The following is a 21,065-nucleotide window of genomic DNA, read 5'->3' as shown; positions in this document are numbered from 1 at the left end:
TGGGCATGGACGAGAACATACCCGAAGCGGGCGAAAACGCCCCGAAAAAGAACGGTTACGGCGCAGATTCGATCAAGGTGCTGAAGGGCCTCGACGCGGTCCGGAAGCGGCCCGGCATGTATATCGGTGATACCGACGATGGATCGGGCCTGCACCACATGGTCTTCGAGGTGTCCGACAATGCCATCGACGAGGCGTTGGCAGGTCATTGCGACCTCGTCCTGATCGAACTCAATCCCGATGGATCCGTAAGCGTGGAAGACAATGGCCGCGGTATCCCGGTGGACATGCACAAGGGCGAAGGCGTGTCGGCGGCCGAGGTCATTATGACCCAGCTTCATGCGGGCGGCAAATTCGAGAATACGAGCGACGATAATGCCTACAAGGTATCGGGCGGCCTCCATGGCGTGGGCGTTTCCGTGGTCAACGCGCTATCGGAATGGCTCGAACTGGTGATCTGGCGCGACGGCAAAGAGCACTGGATGCGCTTCGAACATGGCGATGCGGTCGAAAGCCTGCGCGTTGTGGGCGATGCTCCGCCCGTTGCCTCCAATGGCGATGAGGATGGCCTGAAGAAAGGGACTCGCGTCACCTTCAAGGCATCGGACGATACGTTCAAGAACGTTAGCGAATATGATTTCGAGAAGCTCGAACATCGTTATCGCGAACTGGCCTTCCTCAACTCGGGCGTGCGCATCCTCCTGCGCGACAAGCGGCACGAGGAACCGCTCGAGCACGACCTGTTCTACGAAGGCGGCATCGCGGCCTTCGTCAAATATCTCGACCGCAACAAGCAGGCCCTCGTTGCGGAGCCGATTTCGGTCAGCGCGGAGAAGGACGGCATCGGCATCGACGTCGCGCTCGAATGGAACGATTCCTATTACGAAAACGTGCTCTGCTTCACCAACAACATTCCCCAGCGGGATGGGGGCACGCACCTTGCCGCATTCCGCGCAGCACTGACGCGTACTCTCAACAATTACGCGACTTCGTCGGGCCTGATGAAGAAGGAAAAGGTCAGCCTTTCGGGTGAGGATATGCGCGAAGGTCTGACCGCGATCGTCTCGGTGAAGCTGCCCGACCCCAAGTTCGGATCGCAGACCAAGGACAAGCTGGTCTCCTCAGAGGTCCGCCAGCCGCTGGAATCGCTCATGGGCGAGAAGATGAGCGAATGGCTCGAGGAAAATCCCAACGATGCAAAGCAGATCATCCAGAAGGTGATCGATGCAGCTGCTGCGCGCGAAGCGGCCCGCCGCGCGCGCGAAATGAGCCGTAAGGGCGCGATGAGCATTGCGTCGCTACCCGGGAAACTGTCCGACTGCCGCGAGCGCGACGCGACCAAGGCCGAACTTTTCCTGGTCGAGGGTGACTCGGCAGGGGGCTCTGCCAAGAACGGGCGTGACAGCCAGTATCAGGCGATCCTGCCACTGAAGGGCAAGATCCTGAATGTAGAGCGTGCGCGGTTCGACCGGATCATTTCGTCCAAGGAGGTCGGTACTCTGATACAGGCCATGGGCACTGGACTGCGCGACGAATTCGACTTGGAAAAGCTGCGCTACCACAAGATCGTCATCATGACCGACGCCGACGTGGACGGTGCGCATATCCGCACGCTACTGCTGACTTTCTTTCACCGCCAGATGCCCGAGATCGTCAAGGCCGGTCATCTCTTTATCGCGCAGCCGCCACTCTACAAGGTCGTGCGCGGCAAATCCGAAGTCTATCTCAAGGATCAGGCCGCCTATGATCGCTACCTGATCGAGGCCGGTCTTCAGGGCCGCATTCTCGAAACCGCGGGCGGATCGCGCGCATCGGGAGAACTGGCGGCACTGGTCCAGCACGCACTGCGGCTTCGCAACCACATGAACTTCGTACCGCGCAAGTACAACGCGCCAATCGTCGAGGCGATGGCGCTGGCCGGTGCGCTCGATCCCGAGAGCATAGACAGGCAGGCCGCGCTGGCGAAGGCTGCGGCCCATCTGCAAATGGGCGATCCCGAGGCCCGTTGGTCCGCCGAACTTGGCCAAGACGGACAGGTTCGTTTTCACCGCGTATGGCGCGGGGTGACCGATGTGCACGAGATCGAGGGCAAATTCCTTGATAGCGCAGAAGCCCGCAAGCTGCACCGCGTCGCGCAGGAAAATGCCGACATCTACGCGTCTCCGGTTCGCCTCATTCGTGGGAGTGAGGAAGAGTTCGAGGACCAGGTCGACGCCGAAGATGTCGAAGATACCGAAGAACCTGCTCCGGTGGTCGGCGACGATGCGTTGATCCTTCCGACCCAACTGGTGGATGCGGTGATGGCCGCGGGCCGAAAGGGCCTCAAGGTCAGCCGCTTCAAGGGGCTGGGCGAAATGGACGCGGAACAGTTGTGGGAGACCACGCTCGATCCGGAAAATCGTGCGCTGCTCCAGGTAAAGGTCGAAGATGCCGACGTGACGGACGAGATTTTCACCCGGCTCATGGGCGATGTCGTCGAGCCTCGCCGTGAATTCATCCAGGCCAACGCGCTCAACGTCGCCAATCTCGACGTCTGATCGCCGCAAAGAGGGGCAGTCATGGACGGCAAGACACCGAACCGGCTCGAGCAGGGCGGCTTCCTGCTGTTTCTTGCGCTGGTTTCCTTCGCTCTGCTGGTGGTCGTACTGCCCTTCTTCCAGCCGCTGCTCTGGGCGGTACTGGCCGCGGTCCTGTTCCAGCCACTTTATCTCTGGTTTCTCGTCAAACGCCGGGGGCATGAGACGCAGTCGGCTTTGCTGACGCTCATCGTCATTCTCCTGGCTGTGGTGCTGCCGGCCATGTGGATCGGCTCAGCGGTCGTGGACGAAGCGGCGCAGGTCTTCCTCGCATTCAGGGATGGCGAGATCGATGTCGCCATGTATTTCAGCCAGGTGTTCAGCGCCCTGCCGGCCAATATCCAGGCCTCACTCGACAGTGCCGGCTTCGGGAATCTGGACGAGGTTCAGGAACGTGCCACTGCATTTGTTCAGGCGAGTCTCGGTATGATCGCCCAGCAGGCCTTGGCGATCGGCGGCAGCGTGTTCGGCTTCGTACTGGGCTTCGCCATCGCGCTCTATGTCGGCTTCTTCCTTTTACGTGACGGGCGGGCGGTTGCGGAGCATGTGCTTGCAGCTTTGCCGTTCGAGCGCTCCATTGCGGATCGGCTTGCCGAACGGTTCCTCGTGCTGGTTCGAGCCACGATCAAAGGTTCGGTCGTGGTTGGATTGGTACAGGGTGCGTTAGGCGCCATCACCTTCTGGATCGTCGGAATACCTTCGGTGCTGTTGCTCGGCGTGATCATGGCTATCGCATCCCTCCTGCCTGCCGTCGGTCCCGCCATCGTGTGGGTGCCCGCTGCGATCTACCTTCTGGCGACCGGAGCAATCTGGGAGGGCATCGTAGTCATTATCTCTGGCGTCGCGGTGATCGGAATGATCGACAATGTCCTGCGGCCCATTCTGGTAGGCCGCGATACGGGTATTCCCGACTGGCTGATCCTGATCACGACACTGGGCGGTATCGCATTGTTCGGCCTGTCCGGGATCGTCATCGGGCCGCTGGTGGCAGGATTGTTTCTCGCCTCGTGGAGTATCCTTGGCGAACAGCGTCAAACAGTCACGGCCTGATCGGGCTTTCAGCCCAGCTGCGGATTTAGCGTAGTTATGTAGTTGAGCCAGCTTTTGGGTTTGCGAAGCAGCTTGTCGGGGTAGTTGACCTTCAATCCCATGATCTTGGCGATCTCGCCAACGAAATGAATGCAGTTGCGCGTTTCGAGGTCGTAATATTTTCCAGGTGCGTTGCGCCAGGCCTCGACCAGAGCGCTGACCTTGCGATATTGCTCGTCGGTCATCGATAGGGTGAAATGGCGGTTGGTCTTGCGCAACCACTTTTCCTCTTCGACCAGGATCATGTGTTCGACCGGACCGTTAAGCACAGCCAACGAAGCTCTTTTGGCTGAAAAGCCGAAGTTCTCCTTGACCGGTGTGCCATCCTCCAGAGTGCCTTCCATCGACACAAAGGTATGGGGATAGCGGCCCGCCAGCACCGATCCGTTGAAGGAATGGAAAGTAATGTCGACCGCTGCTGCGGCAAACGATGACCATCCCAGCGCGAGCAGCAGTAACGCCGTGCGAAAAATGCGAACCATGGGCGGCCTTAAAGCAGCCATGCCATGGATTCGCAATGACTTGGGTTATCCGCTTGCCAGCAGCGTCGCATTGCCGCCCGCTGCCGTGGTATCGATGCACACCACGCGTTCGGTTGCGAAGCGGGTCACATAGTTCGGCCCACCAGCCTTCGGGCCGGTCCCGGACAGACCCTCGCCTCCGAACGGCTGGCTTTCCACCACGGCACCGATCTGGTTGCGATTGACGTAGAAATTGCCGACCCTGGCACGTGCCTCGACATAGGCGCGCATGTCGTCGTTGCGGCTGTGCAGGCCCAGCGTCAGGCCGTAGCCGGTGGCGTTGATTTCTTCGATCACGCGGTCGATTTCAGAGGCGCGATATTTCACCACATGGAGGATCGGCCCGAAATTTTCGCGCTTGAGATCGAGGATCGAATCAAGCTCGATGATCGTCGGCGCGACATAGCAGCCCTTGGAAGCGCCGCGATGCAGCCTGCGGCGCCAGACCTGAGCGCCGCCGGTCTTGCGGCGTGCGACATGGCGTTCGAGAGCTGCCTTCGCATCGGGATCGATTACCGGTCCGACATCGGTGGCGAGATTTTCCGGGTTGCCCAGGGTCAATGCCTCGAATCCACCGCGGATCATCGTCAGCATTTCGTCATAGACATCTTCCTGAATATGCAACACGCGCAGCGCCGAACAGCGCTGGCCTGCACTCTGGAACGCAGAAGCTACGACATCGCGCGTGACTTGTTCCGGCAGTGCGGTCGAGTCGACGATCATTGCGTTCTGCCCGCCGGTTTCGGCGATCAGGGTGGCGATCGGTCCGTCGCGCGAAGCAAGGCCGCGATTGATCGCCTGGGCGGTCTGGGTCGAACCGGTGAAGGCTACTCCGGCGATGCGGGGATCCGAAGTGATGAATTCGCCGACATCCCCGGCGCCGGGCAGGATCTGGAAAGCTTCTTCCGGAATGCCCGCCTTGTGGCACAAGTCGACTGCCAGTGCGGCAATCAGCGGGGTCTGTTCGGCAGGCTTGGCAACGACCGTATTACCGGCGGCCAACGCTGCGGCAGGCGTACCGATGAAAATCGCCAGCGGGAAATTCCACGGCGAAATGCAGGCGAATACGCCGCGGCCGTTCAGCGTCAGGCGGTTTTCTTCCCCGGTCGGGCCCGGCAGTGGCGTCGGGGTGGTGAACAAGCGCCGTGCCTCGGTGGCATAGTAGCGGAGGAAATCCACCGCTTCGCGCAATTCGAGCACGGCATCCTGCAATGTCTTGCCGGCCTCTCGCTGGCAGAGAGAGAGGAACTCGTCGGTATGTTCCTCGAAGAGGTCTGCCGCCGCTTCCAGCAGCAAGGCGCGCTTTTCGCCGCCAAGCGCGTTCCAGCCCGGCTGGATCGCTACGGCGCGCGTGATCGCTTCCTCGACCTCGAAGCCGAGCGCGTCGCGGCGTGTGCCGACCTCGGCGGAAAGATCATGCGGCTTGTTGATCGGTGCGACTTCGCCCTCGGCAGAAGACATGAAGGTCGGCTCTGCGCGCCAATGCTTGCTGTCCAGTTTCTTCAGCCGTTCAATCAGCGGCTCGCGGACCAGCGGATCGGACAGATCGATCCCTGCGGAATTGCGGCGGTTGGGGAAGATATCGCTCGGCAGCGGGATTCCCGGATTGCGATAGGGTTTGAGCCCTCGCATATCCTTGATTGGGCAGGTTACCAGCTCTTCTACCGGGATTTCCGCATCCGCCATGCGATTGACGAAGCTGGAATTTGCTCCGTTCTCGAGAAGGCGGCGTACCAGATAGGCCAGCAGGTCCTTATGCGTCCCCGTTGGCGCATAGATACGCACGTTGGTCTTCCGGTTGCCCTCTTCCTGAGTGAGCGCTCCGTATATGTCCTCGCCCATGCCGTGGAGCCGCTGGAATTCGAATTCCTTGCTTCCGGCTAAGGCCTTGACAGCGCCAATCGTATAGGCGTTGTGCGTGGCGAATGCCGGGTAGATGACATCGTCGCTGGCAAGCAGCTTTTCCGCGCAGGCGAGATAGCTGACATCGGTACCCAATTTGCGTGTGAATACGGGGAAATCCGTGAAACCGCCCACCTGGCTGAGTTTGATCTCGGTATCCCAATAAGCGCCCTTCACCAGCCGGACGAAGAACTTGCGATCGTATTTGCGTGCCAGCCGCGCGACCCAGTCGCACATGGGAAGTCCACGCTTCTGATAGGCTTGGATCGCAAGTCCAAAGCCTTCCCAGCGGGTGCCGTCAGCTCGCTTGAACAGGCTGTCGTCGCGTACCAGGGCCTCAATGATGTCCATCGACAATTCGAGCCTGTCGGCTTCCTCGGCGTCGATGGTGAAATGGATATTCGCATCGCGCGCCTTGGTGGCGAGGTGGCGCACGATCGGCAGCATGTCCGCTACCGCCTCGTCGGCGTGCAGGAAACTGTATTTCGGATGCAGGGCAGACAGTTTCACCGAGATACCCGGCGAGGTCGAAACCTTGCCCGATGCCTCGCGCACCAGCCGGTCGATCGCCTTCTCGTAATTGGCAGCATAACGGTCGGCATCGGCATAGGTCATCGCCGCCTCGCCGAGCATATCGAAGCTGTGGGTAAGCCCCTTGGCACGCTCGGGCGCGGCCCGCTTCAGGGATTCATCGATCGTGCGGCCATAGACGAACTGACCACCAAGGATACGCATCGCCTGCAGGGTAGCCCTGCGGATTACTGGCTCGCCCAGGCGGTTGACCGCTCGTTTGAGCGTCGAGCCCATGCCCTTTTGCGCCTCTTCCGGCCGTTCGAGTACTTCGCCGGTCAGCATAAGCGAGAAAGTCGCCGCGTTGACGAAGGTGGATGAACTTTCGCCCATATGTTCGGACCAGTCGATATCGCCGATCTTGTCGCGGATCAGGGCATCGGCTGTGGCCGCATCCGGTACGCGAAGCAGCGCTTCGGCAAGGCACATCAGCGCCACGCCTTCTTCTGTCGCAAGGCCATACTGGTGCAGGAAGGCATCTATACCGCTCGCCTTGCGGCGCCGCGCGCCTTCGATCAGCTTGGATGCCAAAGCTGCCGCTTCGGAATGTTTCGCTTCGGCCTGGGCGGCCTGTTCCATGCGCTGCGCGACGCAGGCGTTCTCCTCTGCGCGATAGTCCTCGCGCAAGGTCTGGCGGGAGATAGGGGAAAGGCGGGCAGGATCGTGCAGGGCCATGCGACTCCGGTGAATCAGGGGTGGTCTGACGAGGCCACTTGGACCTGTCGCGATGCCCTTTCAAGCTTTGTTGCAAGCCGTTGTTCCGAGAGAACTAATCAATCCCGCTGAGCGAACCAACGCGCAACGGAATCCGTAGCCTGTTCAGACAGATGCATACCCAGCTTGCTGCGCCGCCACAGTACGTCGTCGGCTGTTCGGGCGAATTCATGCGCTACGAGATATTCCAGTTCCGCCTCGTAGAGATCGCCACCGAAATGTTCACCCAAGCCTTCGAGAGCGGTCGCCGTACCCACCACCTTATCGATCCGGGTTCCGTAGGCACGCCCGAGACGGAGCAGCATTTCGGGCGGTATCCATATGTGCCGCTCCCCGGCATCCCACAAAAAGCGCGCGAAATCGGCATCTGCAATATCGCCGCCCGGCAAAGGTGCATCGACGGTCCATGCCTCGCCCGGAATATTCATATGCTGCGAGAGCTTGGCCAGCGCATGTTCGGCAAGCTTGCGATAGGTCGTGATCTTGCCGCCATAGACAGACAGGATCGGCGCGCCGCCCGTAGCTTCGACTTCGAAGACATAGTCGCGCGTGACCGTCGAATTGCTCGCCGCCTTGTCCTCATAGAGCGGGCGAACGCCGGCATAGGTATAGACGATATCCTCTTCGGTGACGCCGCTTCTCAGATATTGCGTTACCGCCTCGCGCAGATAGGCGCGTTCGTCGGAAGTGATCTGGACATCGTCCAAATCGCCCTCATACAGCAGGTCCGTCGTCCCGATCAGCGTATAATCGCGCTCGTAGGGTATGGCGAAGACGATGCGCTTGTCGTCCTGCTGGAAGATATAGGCATGATCGCCCGGATAGGCGCGCGGGACGATAATGTGGCTGCCCTTGACGAGCCGCAAGTGCGCAGGTGTTCCCTGTCCGAGAGCCGCTTTTGCCACCTTGTCGACCCACGGACCCGCGGCGTTCACCACTGCCTTGGCAACGATCGTCCGCTCGCCGTTTCCGTCGCGCACAGTGGCCAACCAGTTGGCTTGGCTCCGGACGAGATTCGTGCACTCGGTACGTGTCGATATCCTTGCCCCGCGTGCCTTGGCATCCATCGCGGTAAGGACGACCATCCGCGCATCCTCTACCCAGCAATCCGAGTATTCGAAGCCCGCCACGAGCCTGTCCTGCAAGATCGCGCGATGCGGAGCGATGCGCAGATCCACCTTGCGCGATTTCGGCAGGCGCTTGCGGCCGCCGAGGCGGTCGTACAGTGCAAGGCCTGCCTGCAGCATCCATCTGGGTCGCATCGAGGGTTCGTGCGGCAGAACGAAGCGCAGCGGCCAGATGATATGCGGCGCGTTCGCGAGCAGCACTTCGCGTTCGCGCAGGGATTCTCCAACCAGACGAAATTCGAACTGCTCCAGATAGCGCAGGCCGCCATGCACCAGCTTGGTGCTGGCGGAGGATGTGTGCGACGCAAGATCGTCTTTCTCGACTAGTTCGACCGTCAGTCCGCGCCCAGCTGCATCGCGGGCAATTCCCGCGCCGTTGATGCCGCCGCCGATGACGAGAAGGTCGAGCGGCTCGTTCATCCCGCGCGGAACAGGCGTCCGGCGACCGCATCGAGCTTGGCCATCAGTTCGCGGTCGTGCTTGTCGGGCGCGGTAATGACGCTGTCGTCGAGCGCGCGATCGATCGGCGAAGGCGTCCGCTTTTTCGGCAGACCCTTGCAGAATTTCTCCACGGTCGCTGCGGCGAGATCGGCATTCTTGCCCATCTGTTCGATGATGTCGCTCACGTCGACCGCTGTTTCCCCATCACGCCAGCTGTCCCAGTCGGTTACCATGGCCAGCATGGCATAGGGCAGCTCCGCTTCCCGTGCGAGCTTGGCTTCGGGCATGCCGGTCATGCCGATAACTTCGGCGCCCCAGTGGCGATAGAGGCGGCTTTCGGCGCGGGTCGAAAACTGCGGCCCCTCCATCGCAAGATAGGTCGCGCCCATCGTCACTTCGCCGCCTGCCTTCTCGACCGCTTTCGCAGCATGTTTCGACAAACGCTCGCAAACCGGATCGCCCATGGACACATGCGCAACGAAGCCGCTGTCGAAGAAGCTGGACGGACGACCCTTGGTATTGTCGATGAACTGGTCGACGCAGACGAACCGTCCCGGCGGCAGGTCTTCGGAAAGGGAGCCGACCGCGCTGATGGCAAGGATATCGGTGCAGCCTGCGCGTTTCAGCGCATCGATGTTTGCGCGTGCATCGACCCTGCCCGGGATTATCGGATGGCCGCGGCCATGACGCGGCAGGAAACGCACGCGGACATGTCCGATCTTGCCGCACAGGATCTTGTCCGATGGCTTGCCCCAGGGCGAGCCGACCTCGATCCACTGCTTCTCCTGCAAAGCCTCGATTGCGTAGAGGCCCGATCCCCCGAGGATGCCGATCGTCCAGTCGCTCATGTATTTGCCTTTCGCTTCCCCGTCGCAGTCATGTGCACAGCTTGTCACCACACGGTTGGCGGTCTCGGTTAATGGTCGGTGAGGGGTGGAGAATTGACGGCGACAAGTAAAGTGGCCGTTGCGCAAACCTATTCATGCTGCACTGCAACGTGGCAGGTTGACTCCGCGGGCACTTTCGCGCGCAGTCTCCGTATTGGAGAGAAAGGGGAGTTTCCACGTGCCTGACCTGCAACCGCTGACCTTTGCCACTCTTACCGATGCCTTGCGGCAGTTGCACAAGCGCACGCGGGAAACACCGCTGTTCAATCCGGTCTTCCAGCTGGCGCACGATCTGTCGCGGGTGCTCGAGGCTGGCGAAATATCGCTTGCGGATTTCTCCAGTCTTGTCGGTGAACTGGAGACAAGGTCTCTGGAGTCGCGAGCGGACCGGCTGCGCCGTCTCGTGACGCCCCAGAAAACCGGCGTTCGCTTGTCGGATTTCTGCTCCGGAACTGCCGGTTTTGAAGAATTCCGCAAGCGGTGGTCCCACCCGCAACTCCATGTGGTATTCACCGCGCACCCGACTTTCCTGCTCTCCCCGGCACAAAGCGAGATGGTTGCGCAAGCAGCGGGTGGCGGACACGAAGTAAGCCGCACGGAAACCAAACGTCCCGAAATCACTCTGGAATACGAGCATGGCCGTGCCATGTCAGCCTTGGCCCACGCACAGGAAGCCAGGGATGAGATCAATGTGAGCTTGCTGGAATGTGCGGCAGGACAATGGCCGGATCGCTGGCGCGAGCTGGAACCGTTACCTTTCCGCTTCGCCAGCTGGGTCGGATACGACATGGACGGCCGGACCGACATCAAATGGTACACCTCCATTGCATTCCGGCTCGCGGAAAAGGCGCAGCGGCTGGATCGCTATGCGAATCAGTTGGCCACGATTGACCCGAACCACCCACTGCTCGAACCATTGCGCGCTTCGCAGCAACGCACTGCCGAAAGCGCCGAGGAATTTGCCGGCGACCTGTCCGATCACGCCGACCTTTCGGCAGCGGCCAACAGCCTGACAGGCGGCGACGACAAGCTTCTGAGCCTGGTGTCGGTCATTTCGCGGCTTGAGGAGGAAGCGCTCTCTGCCTCGCAGGAGAAGGCTGTCGCACTGAAAACGCTGGCAGCGGCCATGCGGGCCGACGGACTTGGCATGGGTCACATCCATTTCCGCGTGAACGCCAAGCAATTGCACAATGCAATCCGGTCCCGCATTCAGGGTGGAGCCGATCTCGATCTCGGGAGTCAGGGAGGATTGGCGGCCCTGCGGGACCTGGTGCGCAATGCCGAGCCGCTTACAGCCAATTTCGCCTCCCTCGCTGTCGAGAGTTCGACCGCGGTGCGCCAGTTCCTCGCTATGGCGCAGATTCTCAAGCACATTGATGCCGATGCGCCGATTCGCATGCTCGTTGCCGAATGCGAACAGCCTGCCACCGTGCTCGCTGCACTCTATTTCGCCAAGCTGTTCGGGATCGAGGAAAAGGTCGATGTCTCGCCGTTGTTCGAGACGGAGACGGCGTTGGAACACGGCGGACGTTTCCTCGATGCGCTGCTCGGTGAAGAGGCTTTTCAGGACTACGCGCGCAAGCGCGGGCGCATTGCCATCCAGACGGGGTTCTCCGATGCCGGACGCTTCGTCGGCCAGATTCCGGCGAGCCTCGCTATCGAGCGCCTTCAGGGACGTCTTGCCGATGCCATGTCGGCCAACGGCCTGATCGATGTCGCCGCGCTGGTATTCAATACGCATGGCGAAGGTATGGGACGCGGGGCGCATCCCGCCAGTTTCAAGGATCGGCTCGAATGGCCGATGAGCCCGTGGGCAAGGCGGCGGTTCGCCCGTGCCGGCATCCAGCTCGAACCCGAAGCCAGTTTCCAGGGCGGAGACGGATATCTCTTCTTCGCGACACCCGAACTTGCGCGCGCGACGCTTTCGACCATCGCCGAGCTCGCCCCTGCCGATACCGATCCGGATGCGCCGACCGACCCTTTCTACCGCCGCACGGACCTGAGCCTCGATTTCTATCGCGCGATCAAGGATCACCAGCAGGACCACCTTGCCAGCCGTACATACAGCCGCGCCGTAACCGCTTTCGGGCTAGGTCTGCTGAACTCCACGGGAAGCCGTGTCTCGCGCCGCCAATCAGACCTGTCCGCCGATCGCGAAATGAGCTTGCGCCAGATCCGCGCCATCCCACACAACGCTATTCTCCAGCAGCTGGGCTATCCCGTGAATATCATCGCCGGTGTCGGAAGCGCGGCGGAAAGTAACTACGACGACATCGCCCAGCTGCTGAAGGAAAGCCCCCGGGGCCGGCAGATCATGCGTCTGGTGCGTGCGTCCAACGCGCTTGCCAGCATCAAGACCGTTGCCGCCTATGGTGAGCTGTTCAATTCGGCCTATTGGGCGAGCCGCCCCTATCGGGGAACCGAAGAGCACCTGTCGCAGGCGTGCGAATCCCTGGCCGAATACCTGATCCAGGATGATCGCAACGGCGTTTTCCGCCGCCTCGCTTCGCGGCTGCGGGTCGATGCACTCAAGCTTCACCGTCTTTTTGAACTGGTGCCTGACGAAGATCCTCATCCCGAGCGCGAACAAGTTCGACGTATGATCGGCGTTCTCCAGGCGCTACGTCTGGCATTGCTCCAGCATATGTTCCTGAAGGCGGTGTCGGTCCCGGCATTCAGTCGCGCCAACGATATCAGCAGGCGTGATGTGCTGGAGATGGTTTTCACCCTGCGCATCGATGAAGCACTGGCACAGATGCGCCGTGCATTCCCGGCCAGCTATCCGGTGACCGAGGACTTCGCGATGAACGAGCAGGCACAGTACCCGCGGTCAGGTGGAGACAGCTACGACGCGATCCGGCGAGATTTCATCGATCCGATCGAAGATGCCCACGCGCTCAACCTGCGGATTTCAACCGCCATTGCCAATTTGTTCGGGGCGCACGGCTGACGCGTCAGCGTCCGATCGTGATTGTGGCCAGAACGCCTGTGGCGCGGCGATCGCCCGCTATGCGCTGCCTGGCCTGAACGTCTAAATCGATGAAGCCGCGCCAGGCTGAGGTTTCGGTTTCGTCGAACCAGTGCCGCAGGGAAACCCCCGCGCCCCCGCCAAGCGCGCCCTCATCCTCGCGCCCGGTATCGAGGTCTGCGCGGACCACCAGATAGGGCGTGATTACATTCGAGCGGTTGCCCAGGGCAAACGCCCTGCCAAAGCGGCCTTCCGCAATTCCGAAGGCGACGTCATTCTCGAACAGATAGGACAAGTCGCCGTAATAATGCGCATAGGTCCACTGGCTGCGCCCCACTTCGGGTTCCAGCCCTTCACCCCCGGAGATGGCGCCGCGAACCGACCAGTCGTCAATCGCGTCGCTGTCGAGGGCGATGAGCTTGCTCGCCTCGAGATTGAAGTTGAGGCTTGAAAAGGGCTTGTAACGCGCTCCCATCCAGCCCTGCGTGGCATTGCCGATGACGGCATCATCACCAAGGAATTCCGAGTGATAGATGCGGGCGAAGATGCTGAACGGCTTGCCATTGCGCCAGCCGCCAATTCGCCGCGAGGCTTCTGCGCCGAATTGCATGGCGCGCTCGTCGTCGAGCGGGGCGGCGCTCAGACCCGAGGGCCGCCCTGCGGTGCTGTAACTTCCCTGCGCGATGAAGGACCAATCACGCTCCAATTCACGGATTTCCCTGCGGATACCTTCGCGCTCGACAGGCGAAAGACGTGACTGCTCGCTTTCGTCCAGTGCGAGGCCCAGTTCGAAGAACCGCACGGCCCGCCCGTCAAGCCCACGTCGCTTGGCACTGTATCCGGCATCCAGCGCACTCTGCCGCGTGAAGTCATCATACAGCGCTTCATTGGCAAGTATCTCTTGTGCAGAAGCGTCGTCCCGGGCGGCGATTGCAACCATCGCCCAATCGAGCGAATTGCCGGCATCCAGCGAAGCATCGGCGAGTGACTGCCGCAGTATCAGGCGTGCCTCGGCATGCATGCCCGCCTGGACGAGGTTCAGTGTCTGGGCGCGGCGAAAGTAGCTGCGTCGTACCGCTTCGGGTTCTTCCTCGGCAGCGCGGGCGAAGGCGCCTGCTGCCGATTGATATTGGCCATTCTTCGCACGCGCTTCCGCCAGCAGAGCCCACCAGACCGGATTGTCGGGATCCTGTGCCAATGCGGCTTCCGCTCCGGCTTCCGCATCCGAATAGCGTCCGGCTTCGAAATCGCGGAAAGGTTGGGCTGCCGGATCGTTCGTTTCTTGCGCGTTTGCAGTGGTAGAAACAGCGGTTGCGAGCAGAATGCCTAGCGAAAGATTACGCATCGACGAGTTCCTTTCGTGCCTCTTCGCGCTTCGCTTCGACGAGTTTATGCCTGAGAGCCGACATTTCGTCGAAAGTTTGCTGAGATATGGTTCTATTTGCGACGAGGTAATTGCCGATACTGCCGTGCCTTGCCACATCGTACCCTTCGAGTGCGCGGCGCAGTTCACGCCGCTTGAGAATTTTCTGCTCGATCAGGAGCTCGTGAAGTCGTGGCAGTGTGAAGACCGGGATATCCCAATGCGGCTGCTTTACCAACGCCCCGAGAAACCGCGTAATCTGGCTGTCCGGAACGATATATTGGCGAAAGGGCCTGCCCAAGCGAGTCCGCATCCACTCTTTCTCCGATGGAGGCAGAGGCCGCGACACGGCCAGCATCACATCGCCATTCTGCCCTCTGCCGAAGGGCAGCACGTGCAGACGTGACATGACTTCTTCGTCAAGCAAATCGAGGTTCTCGCGCACCATTTCAAGACTGATGGTAGCCGTCGGCAAGTTGGCCTGTGTTGCCACGGCCTCGACAAGCGTCTGTTCGTCGATCGCCCCGTGACACACGAGCAGGTCGCCGAGCATTCCGCCATTCAGCTTCTGATCGACAAGTGCCTTCTCGATCGCCGGTGGGGTCACCACCTCCCAAGACAACAGTATCTCTCCGATTCTTCGCTTCTCGGTGCCAAGCCATTCGTCAGTCGGGAAGCGATGCATGGTTTTGTCCCAGGCGATCGACTTGCCGCTGAACTTGCTGCCGATAAAAATTCTCATCGCCCGCATCGACGCCGCGAAGTTGATGAGGCTAAGCACGAATATCCGCGGCACCGACATGAAGGCATGGCCCCAGCCATATATCCTCTCGACGAAGAAGAGCCGCTGCAAAATCCGCGCGATCAGCGCGAACAGGTTGAACCACAGTACGACGAATTCGATCCAGTGGCCCGAGAACAGGGGAATGAAGTCGCCACCCGAGGATTTTGACCAGATATTCAGTCCCAGGTAGATAACCACCAGAGCATAGGCGAGGATGGCGAGGGTAGGTGTGAGGAGCGCCTTGCGGTCCCGGAAAAGGAAATAGTTGGCTATGGCCGACCCGCTCCACCCCAATTGCGACCATCCCTGCAACGCAATCCCGAGAATCCAGCGGGCCTTTTGGCGATAGCTGGTCTTGAAAGTGTTGGGAAAGTGTTCGCGCACGCAAAGCGGCATGGAAAATGTAACCATTCGCTCGGGCCCCATGCCGAAGAACGCGCCTCGACGCGTCCGGAACTCGACAGGGTAGAGCGCGATGATCGTGCCCATGTCCCGTTCGGCGAGCCGGTTCCCGATGTCGTAATCTTCGGTCAGGGTATCGGTGTTGAAGGCGTCGCCATCCTCCATCAGGGCCTTGATTGCACGGCGTGAAAAGCAGGTCCCGACCCCGGCAGATGGAACGGTTTTGGCCAGACGCTGTCGCACGACCAGGTCCTTTGCGTGCCATTCGGCGAATTCGTCCATATAGGTTCCGGCGACAAGATCCCGGTAACGCTGTTCCAGGCTGACGACGGGCAACTGGATCATGTCCTTGGCGGGGAGCAGATAATTGAAGAGGTGAAGCTCCAGTGGATGCAGCACGTCTTCGCTATCGTGCAATACCAGCCCGGCGAACGGGACGCCCAGTTCTTCTTCAACCTGCAGAATGTCGGAAACGATATGGTTGAGGCAATCCGCCTTGCAGGTCGGGCCATCGTGCGGCACGCGCACGTGCCGCACCTGTTTGTACCTCCGGGTGACCTTTTCCGCTTCGGCGATGGTCTCGGCATCGTTGGCATAGGTGCCGATGAAGATCATGTAGTTGCGGTAGGCGAGCGTATTGACCGCGCTTTCGACCATGCTTGCAATGACGTCGAACTCCTTCCACGCGGGAAGCATGATTGCGATGGGTTGCTCCGGCTTGTCGACCAGCAATTCAGCCGCAACCGCACCAGGACGAGATTGGCCGAAAATCCTGCGCTTGAGCTTCATCGCCCAGAACACAGCATCCACGAATAGATCGTCCAGCGACGAAAGCGCGATCAGGATTGCAACGACAAGCGCCGTCCATTGCAAAACTGCAACAAAGCTATCCATTGATTATCGACCCGAGCGCCCCGTTTAACCGGCGGTATGATAAGCGAAAGTTCGTAGAGCCGACAATGAAAATTGTGCCAACCGGCGGATTTCAAGGAAATACCGGGAAAAGGGCTGTTGGTGCGCGACGCAGTCTGAACCGAACCCGTCTCACCCCTGATTTCCCTGTTTTACAGGGAATTTACAGGGAAAATCCATTTTATTGGTCTAATCCGCCGCTTTGAAGGTCTTAAAACCCGCGGAATTACGTGACTTCCGGGGCAAAATTCCCTGAGCGCAGAACAGGGAACTTATTCGCTTGAACAGGGATTCAAATCTTCCGGATCAGGGAAATGCTGTTGGCGGAACAGCGTATCGATCGAGCGCGGTCAAACGGGCCTGTTGACCCAGCCTAGTCGGTCTCGACACCTTCCGCGTGCAGCAGGATCATCGCCCACCCGTCGGATTGGGAAAGCACCTGCTCGCTCAACAATTCGGTCTTTCGCGCAGCGCTAGAGCTCAGCCACGTTTCCGGCTCACACTCCTCTAGTTCGGACGCCTGGCCTGGCAGAAGCTGGTGGCCATTGGCGATCGATTCCATCGGGACAGCCTCGCCGATCCTAGGTGCTATCCACGGGAAGTCATCGGGCCGATGGGCTTGAATGAGCCGGCCATCCCTTACGACGATGAGGGCAAGTGTTTCGCGATGCGCGTCAACGTAGCTGCGCGCCATCGCGGCTTTGCTGACATTGAATTCGCGGGCCAGTCTGACAACCTCGTTCAGATCCGGCTGTCGGCTCCCGAGATTGGACCTGATCCGCTTCGGTGGCATTAGAAGTGAAGCGGCAAAGCGGTTTGCCTCGACTTCCATCTTCCTTGCCCGGTTAGCTTCGCGAGAATTAGCGAGGTGAAGGTCGGCATGCGAGCACGCGAATTGATCGCCGTCGCCCGGTCGATGACTGCCGATCAGGAAGTGGCCCAGTTCGTGCCCAATCGAAAAACGCCGCCTGCGGGGAGAGGTGCCTTCAGCTACGACGATCGAACCCCATGCCCTGTCGGGATGCATCAGCAGCATCGCAGCGAACGAGGTTACGGGCTGATCCACAATGTCCGAAATATCGAGCCGGTGGCACACCTCTTCGATAGAGAAATCGAGCGGCAGATCGGGATCAAGCTGGTGAATTCGGGCCGCCAGCGCAGAGGGCGAACCGACCCCGTCGAGCTCCATCCGGCTTAGCGTCAACCGTCTCGTTCCCGTTTCTTCTTCAGGGTCTCCATCATCATCTTGATGGTTTCACGATCGCCAGGATCGAGGTTCTTGAGGTCACGAAACAGGGCGACCATCTCGGCCGGCTGATCCGCACTGTCAGGATTTTCTCCCACCAGATCGGCCACGCGCACGCGAAAGAGCTCGGCGAGCTTAACTACAAGGTCCATCGAGGGGTTCGCGGTGATGCCCTTTTCGAGATTGAAGACATGGGCCTTCGATATGCCGACGGCATTAGCAACATCCTGGAGGGAGAGGCGCTGCGCAACGCGCAGGTCGTGCAGCTTGCTGGCGAAGCTCATCGGAGGTCCGTTCAATCGAGAATGCCGATATTATACGCCGTAGGTTGACAATTGCAAGCGTTCATTCTATAATACCATCTTCGGTCAAAGCGATTCGGGGTCGAAATGGGAACTACACAAATTATCGAGCGGGCGATCACTTCGCTCCGTCCTTATGGACGCAACGCGCGGACGCATTCCAAAAAGCAGGTCAGGCAGATTGCCTCATCGATCGAGCGGTTCGGATTCACCAATCCGGTGCTCATCTCGGACGCCGGCGAGATCATCGCGGGCCACGGCCGGGTCGAAGCGGCCAAACTTCTCAAGTGGAAGACCGTGCCCACCATTGCGCTATCGCACCTCTCCGAGACTGAACGGCGCGCTTATGTCCTGGCCGACAACAAACTCGCACTGAATGCCGGGTGGGATAAGGAAATACTTGCCATTGAGCTCCAGGCGCTGGTCGATCTCCAGTTCGATGTGGATCTGACAGGGTTCAGTCTTGCCGAGGTCGACTTCGCTATCGAGGAAGCCGGCGAGGCCGACCCGGACGGCGTAGATGCGCCTGAGGATGCGGTAGAGTTTGCCTCCGGCAATCCAGTCTCGCGCAACGGGGACATCTGGCATCTGGGACGTCACCGGCTGTTGTGCGGAGACGCCCGGAGTGCGGTGGACTTCGAAGCGCTGATGGACGGCGGACGGGCCGACCTCGTGTTCACCGATCCGCCTTACAACGTGAAGATCGACGGCAACGTCTGCGGACTTGGTACCGTCAAGCACCGTGAGTTCGCGTTCGCGAGCGGAGAGATGACCCGCACCCAGTTCACCGCCTTCCTGTCGGAGACGCTCGGGAACGTAACTTCGGTCATGCGCGACGGCGCGATCGCATATGTCTGTATGGACTGGCGCCACATGGGCGAGCTGCTCACCGCTGGCGAAGAGGCGTTCACCGAGCTCAAGAACCTCGTGGTGTGGAACAAGACCAACGGGGGCATGGGCGCCTTTTATCGCTCGAAGCACGAGCTCGTGTTCGTGTTCAAGAAGGGGACCGCAGAGCACACCAACAGTTTCGGGCTGGGTCAGACCGGCCGTTACCGGACCAATGTGTGGGACTATGCCGGGATTAGCTCGATCGGCGCCAACCGCTCGGACGAACTGGCAATGCACCCGACGGTCAAACCGGTCGCTATGATCGCCGACGCGATCCGCGACTGTTCGCGCCGCGGCGAAATCGTCCTCGATGCTTTCGGTGGCTCTGGTAGCACGCTGATCGCTGCAGAGAAGACCGGGCGTTCGGCGCGCCTGATCGAATACGACCCGCTCTATTGCGACACGATCGTGCGACGCTGGGAAGCCTACACCGGCAAACGCGCAACGTTCGCTGTCACCGGCGAGACCTTCGAAGCGCTCACCGAGGCACGGCTCGGGGTCGAGCTTGCGAGCGAGGCTGCGTAATGGCGAGCAAGTCCAGGCTCACTAAAGCCGATGAAGAGCGCGCCAGTGATAGCGGCCGTCAGTCTCGCTCGTTCGAGGTCGGGTACGGTAAGCCGCCGGTTGCACATCGCTTCCAAAAAGGTCGTTCGGGCAACCCTCGAGGGCGGCCTAAGGGCGCCCTCAACAAGGTGCCGAAGGGCCAGGGTCTCGACTTCGGGACCCAACCCGCGAACCAGATGCTGCTCGAGGAAGCGTATCGCACAATCAGCGTCCGCGAAGGCGACCAGATCGTCGAGCTGCCGGTCATCAAGGCGGTGTTCCGCTCGCTGGGGGTCTCGGCGATGAAGGGCAACCGTTTGGCGCAAGCGACCATGGCAGAACTCGTCAGGGGGATCGAGGAAGAGGATCGCCGTCTGCGGTCAAGCCTGTTCGAGACCGCCTGCGAATACAAGGTCGGGTGGCAGCAGGCCTTCGAGCACGCGCGAAAGCACGGATTGCCGGAGCCCGATGTGGTCCCGCACCCCGAAGACGTCATCCTCGACATGCGTCGCGCAGAGGTTCGGTACGAGGGCCCGATGACGCCAGAGGAAAAGAAGAAGTGGGACCGCATGCTCGAGTTCCGCGACGAGCTCCAGACCGACGTTACGATGCATGCGAATAGCTACCGCGAGTGCGCTACGATGAAGAAACCACCGCTCGAGCACATGCGATCGACGGCAAGCTTCTGGCAACGATACACCGAGATGTACGATCGCATGAACGAGCCGCTTCCTGACCGGTACAAGCGCCGTCTCGAAGATCGCTTCTATCCAGGACTTGTGGATAGCCGCGACGGGAGTGAGGGCCAATGACACCCAGACCAGTCAGGTTGTCGAAGACCGTCCAGAGCGAGCTCCAGCGCATCACCGGAGATCGTGTGGTCGTGGCCGTAGTCTTCGTGGTCAGATTGGCGGACGTAGGAGCATACGCGGATCTTGGACTGCACGTTGAGAAGGGCAGGATCGAAGCAGGAGGCCCCGTCCTTCTTCCGCCTTCGTCCGGCGTCTATGCCCGACGCAATCTCGATGGTTGGAATGAAAAACGCACCGACCTCCCCAAGGAATTGCGCCACGTGTCCACCTGGGCACCGAGTTGGAACAGCGGGAGCTATCACCTCGTCACGCGCGAGATCGAGGCGTATCCGGTCGAACGGCATCCGGCTAGGCTCCTGACAATCTCGACGACCGTCCTCGAACCTCTCGCGGACGCCGCCCTGGTACGGTTCCGTGTAGATCAGCCGCTGCTGCGGAACGACTTAGCATTCGGTGCTGATCTGCGGTTCAACTTGCGCCTGCTAAATGAAGCGGTGGGTGAAGCTCATGTCTTCGACGCGGATCTCAGCGACGAGGAGTTTGCCAGAATGCAACACGTTGATTGGGAACTTCTACCCCCCGGTTCGACCGATCGCGTGCTTGCGCACATTTTCTCCCGAGGCTCGATCGATCCCGAAACGCTGAAGGTCGCACAGGAAAGGCTAAACGTACTCGATCAGCTCGGACATGATGGATTCATCGTCGGCAAGGGCAGGTTCGCGCGCTATTTCGGTGCGCGGTTCGGGGATCGCCTGGTGGTCCTCGAGAACCTCGAGTACGGCAACGCACTCTACATGTTCAAGGAGAACTGGGAGCAACTCACGCAGCTCAGCCGAACGGAGCTTATCAAGCGCCGCGATGGTTCCGTTCAGCGGATACCGCACTTACCGGGCTGGCAGTCGGCAGTTCGCAAACTCGTCAGGTCGTTGTGACTGCTTTGCGCCCCCATATCGGTCATTCACGAAACTGCAGTCGATCTCCAAAAGCTGCCGGTCGTCGGGATGACTGTCACTGA

At 60.3% G+C, this 21,065-nt stretch carries 14 protein-coding genes; 6 read left to right on the top strand and 8 right to left on the bottom strand.

Going from position 1 to position 21,065, the window contains the following annotated elements; translation table 11 throughout:
• Nucleotides 1-5 precede the first annotated feature (5 nt).
• Nucleotides 6-2,537 carry a DNA topoisomerase (ATP-hydrolyzing) subunit B gene (gene gyrB / locus K3180_RS04990; protein ID WP_221538633.1) on the top strand — a complete coding sequence of 844 codons (2,532 nt, stop codon included), beginning with the start codon at nucleotides 6-8 and terminating at the stop codon, nucleotides 2,535-2,537.
• Nucleotides 2,538-2,558: 21 nt separating this feature from the next.
• Nucleotides 2,559-3,626 (top strand): AI-2E family transporter, encoded by a 1,068-nt coding sequence (locus K3180_RS04985; RefSeq protein ID WP_221538631.1) that lies wholly within the window; start codon nucleotides 2,559-2,561, stop codon nucleotides 3,624-3,626.
• Nucleotides 3,627-3,634: 8 nt separating this feature from the next.
• Here K3180_RS04985 and K3180_RS04980 read toward each other — a convergent pair whose 3' ends face one another.
• From K3180_RS04980 to mtnP, 4 genes are all read right to left on the bottom strand, one after another.
• The gene (locus tag K3180_RS04980) at nucleotides 3,635-4,147 is read right to left on the bottom strand and encodes a hypothetical protein (protein WP_221538629.1); all 513 of its coding nucleotides are present in this window, start codon (nucleotides 4,145-4,147) and stop codon (nucleotides 3,635-3,637) included.
• Between the two features lie 45 nt (nucleotides 4,148-4,192).
• Entirely contained in the window at nucleotides 4,193-7,333 is a 3,141-nt protein-coding gene (gene putA, locus K3180_RS04975; protein ID WP_221538627.1) for a bifunctional proline dehydrogenase/L-glutamate gamma-semialdehyde dehydrogenase PutA, read from the bottom strand.
• A gap of 98 nt (nucleotides 7,334-7,431) precedes the next feature.
• Nucleotides 7,432-8,919, bottom strand: a complete 1,488-nt coding sequence (gene glpD, locus K3180_RS04970; RefSeq protein WP_221538626.1) for a glycerol-3-phosphate dehydrogenase — start codon at nucleotides 8,917-8,919, stop codon at nucleotides 7,432-7,434.
• Nucleotides 8,916-9,788 (bottom strand): S-methyl-5'-thioadenosine phosphorylase, encoded by an 873-nt coding sequence (gene mtnP / locus K3180_RS04965; protein WP_221538624.1) that lies wholly within the window; start codon nucleotides 9,786-9,788, stop codon nucleotides 8,916-8,918. Before mtnP ends, glpD begins: the two co-directional genes overlap by 4 nt.
• A 217-nt stretch (nucleotides 9,789-10,005) precedes the next feature.
• On the opposite strand from mtnP, the gene K3180_RS04960 reads away from it, so the two are divergent.
• Nucleotides 10,006-12,777 carry a phosphoenolpyruvate carboxylase gene (locus K3180_RS04960; RefSeq protein ID WP_221538622.1) on the top strand — a complete coding sequence of 924 codons (2,772 nt, stop codon included), beginning with the start codon at nucleotides 10,006-10,008 and terminating at the stop codon, nucleotides 12,775-12,777.
• A gap of 4 nt (nucleotides 12,778-12,781) precedes the next feature.
• On the opposite strand, the gene K3180_RS04955 is transcribed toward K3180_RS04960, so the two are convergent.
• The 4 genes from K3180_RS04955 to K3180_RS04940 form a co-directional block, all read right to left on the bottom strand.
• Nucleotides 12,782-14,140 (bottom strand): NfrA family protein, encoded by a 1,359-nt coding sequence (locus K3180_RS04955; protein WP_221538619.1) that lies wholly within the window; start codon nucleotides 14,138-14,140, stop codon nucleotides 12,782-12,784.
• Complete coding sequence (locus tag K3180_RS04950; protein ID WP_221538617.1) at nucleotides 14,133-16,238, bottom strand: glycosyl transferase family protein; 2,106 nt, start codon at nucleotides 16,236-16,238, stop codon at nucleotides 14,133-14,135. The genes K3180_RS04955 and K3180_RS04950 overlap by 8 nt, the downstream gene beginning before the upstream one ends.
• Nucleotides 16,239-16,629: 391 nt before the next feature.
• Nucleotides 16,630-17,460: an ImmA/IrrE family metallo-endopeptidase gene (locus tag K3180_RS04945; protein ID WP_221538615.1), complete on the bottom strand. Its 831-nt coding sequence runs from the start codon at nucleotides 17,458-17,460 to the stop codon at nucleotides 16,630-16,632.
• Complete coding sequence (locus tag K3180_RS04940) at nucleotides 17,457-17,801, bottom strand: helix-turn-helix domain-containing protein (RefSeq protein ID WP_221538613.1); 345 nt, start codon at nucleotides 17,799-17,801, stop codon at nucleotides 17,457-17,459. Before K3180_RS04940 ends, K3180_RS04945 begins: the two co-directional genes overlap by 4 nt.
• Nucleotides 17,802-17,891: 90 nt before the next feature.
• Between K3180_RS04940 and K3180_RS04935 the strand changes: the two genes are divergently transcribed.
• Genes K3180_RS04935 through K3180_RS04925 form a run of 3 tightly spaced genes read left to right on the top strand, consistent with a single transcriptional unit; the run spans nucleotide 17,892 to nucleotide 20,982 of the window.
• Nucleotides 17,892-19,220: a site-specific DNA-methyltransferase gene (locus K3180_RS04935; RefSeq protein ID WP_221538612.1), complete on the top strand. Its 1,329-nt coding sequence runs from the start codon at nucleotides 17,892-17,894 to the stop codon at nucleotides 19,218-19,220.
• Complete coding sequence (locus K3180_RS04930) at nucleotides 19,220-20,050, top strand: DUF5681 domain-containing protein (protein ID WP_221538610.1); 831 nt, start codon at nucleotides 19,220-19,222, stop codon at nucleotides 20,048-20,050. Before K3180_RS04935 ends, K3180_RS04930 begins: the two co-directional genes overlap by 1 nt.
• Nucleotides 20,047-20,982 carry a hypothetical protein gene (locus tag K3180_RS04925; protein WP_221538608.1) on the top strand — a complete coding sequence of 312 codons (936 nt, stop codon included), beginning with the start codon at nucleotides 20,047-20,049 and terminating at the stop codon, nucleotides 20,980-20,982. The genes K3180_RS04930 and K3180_RS04925 overlap by 4 nt, the downstream gene beginning before the upstream one ends.
• Nucleotides 20,983-21,065 lie beyond the last annotated feature (83 nt).

The organism is Qipengyuania huizhouensis (assembly GCF_019711635.1).
In the GTDB taxonomy this organism is placed as follows: domain Bacteria; phylum Pseudomonadota; class Alphaproteobacteria; order Sphingomonadales; family Sphingomonadaceae; genus Qipengyuania; species Qipengyuania huizhouensis.
The sequence above is the reverse complement of the archived record's forward strand: the minus strand, read 5'-3'. Positions and strand labels throughout refer to the sequence as shown.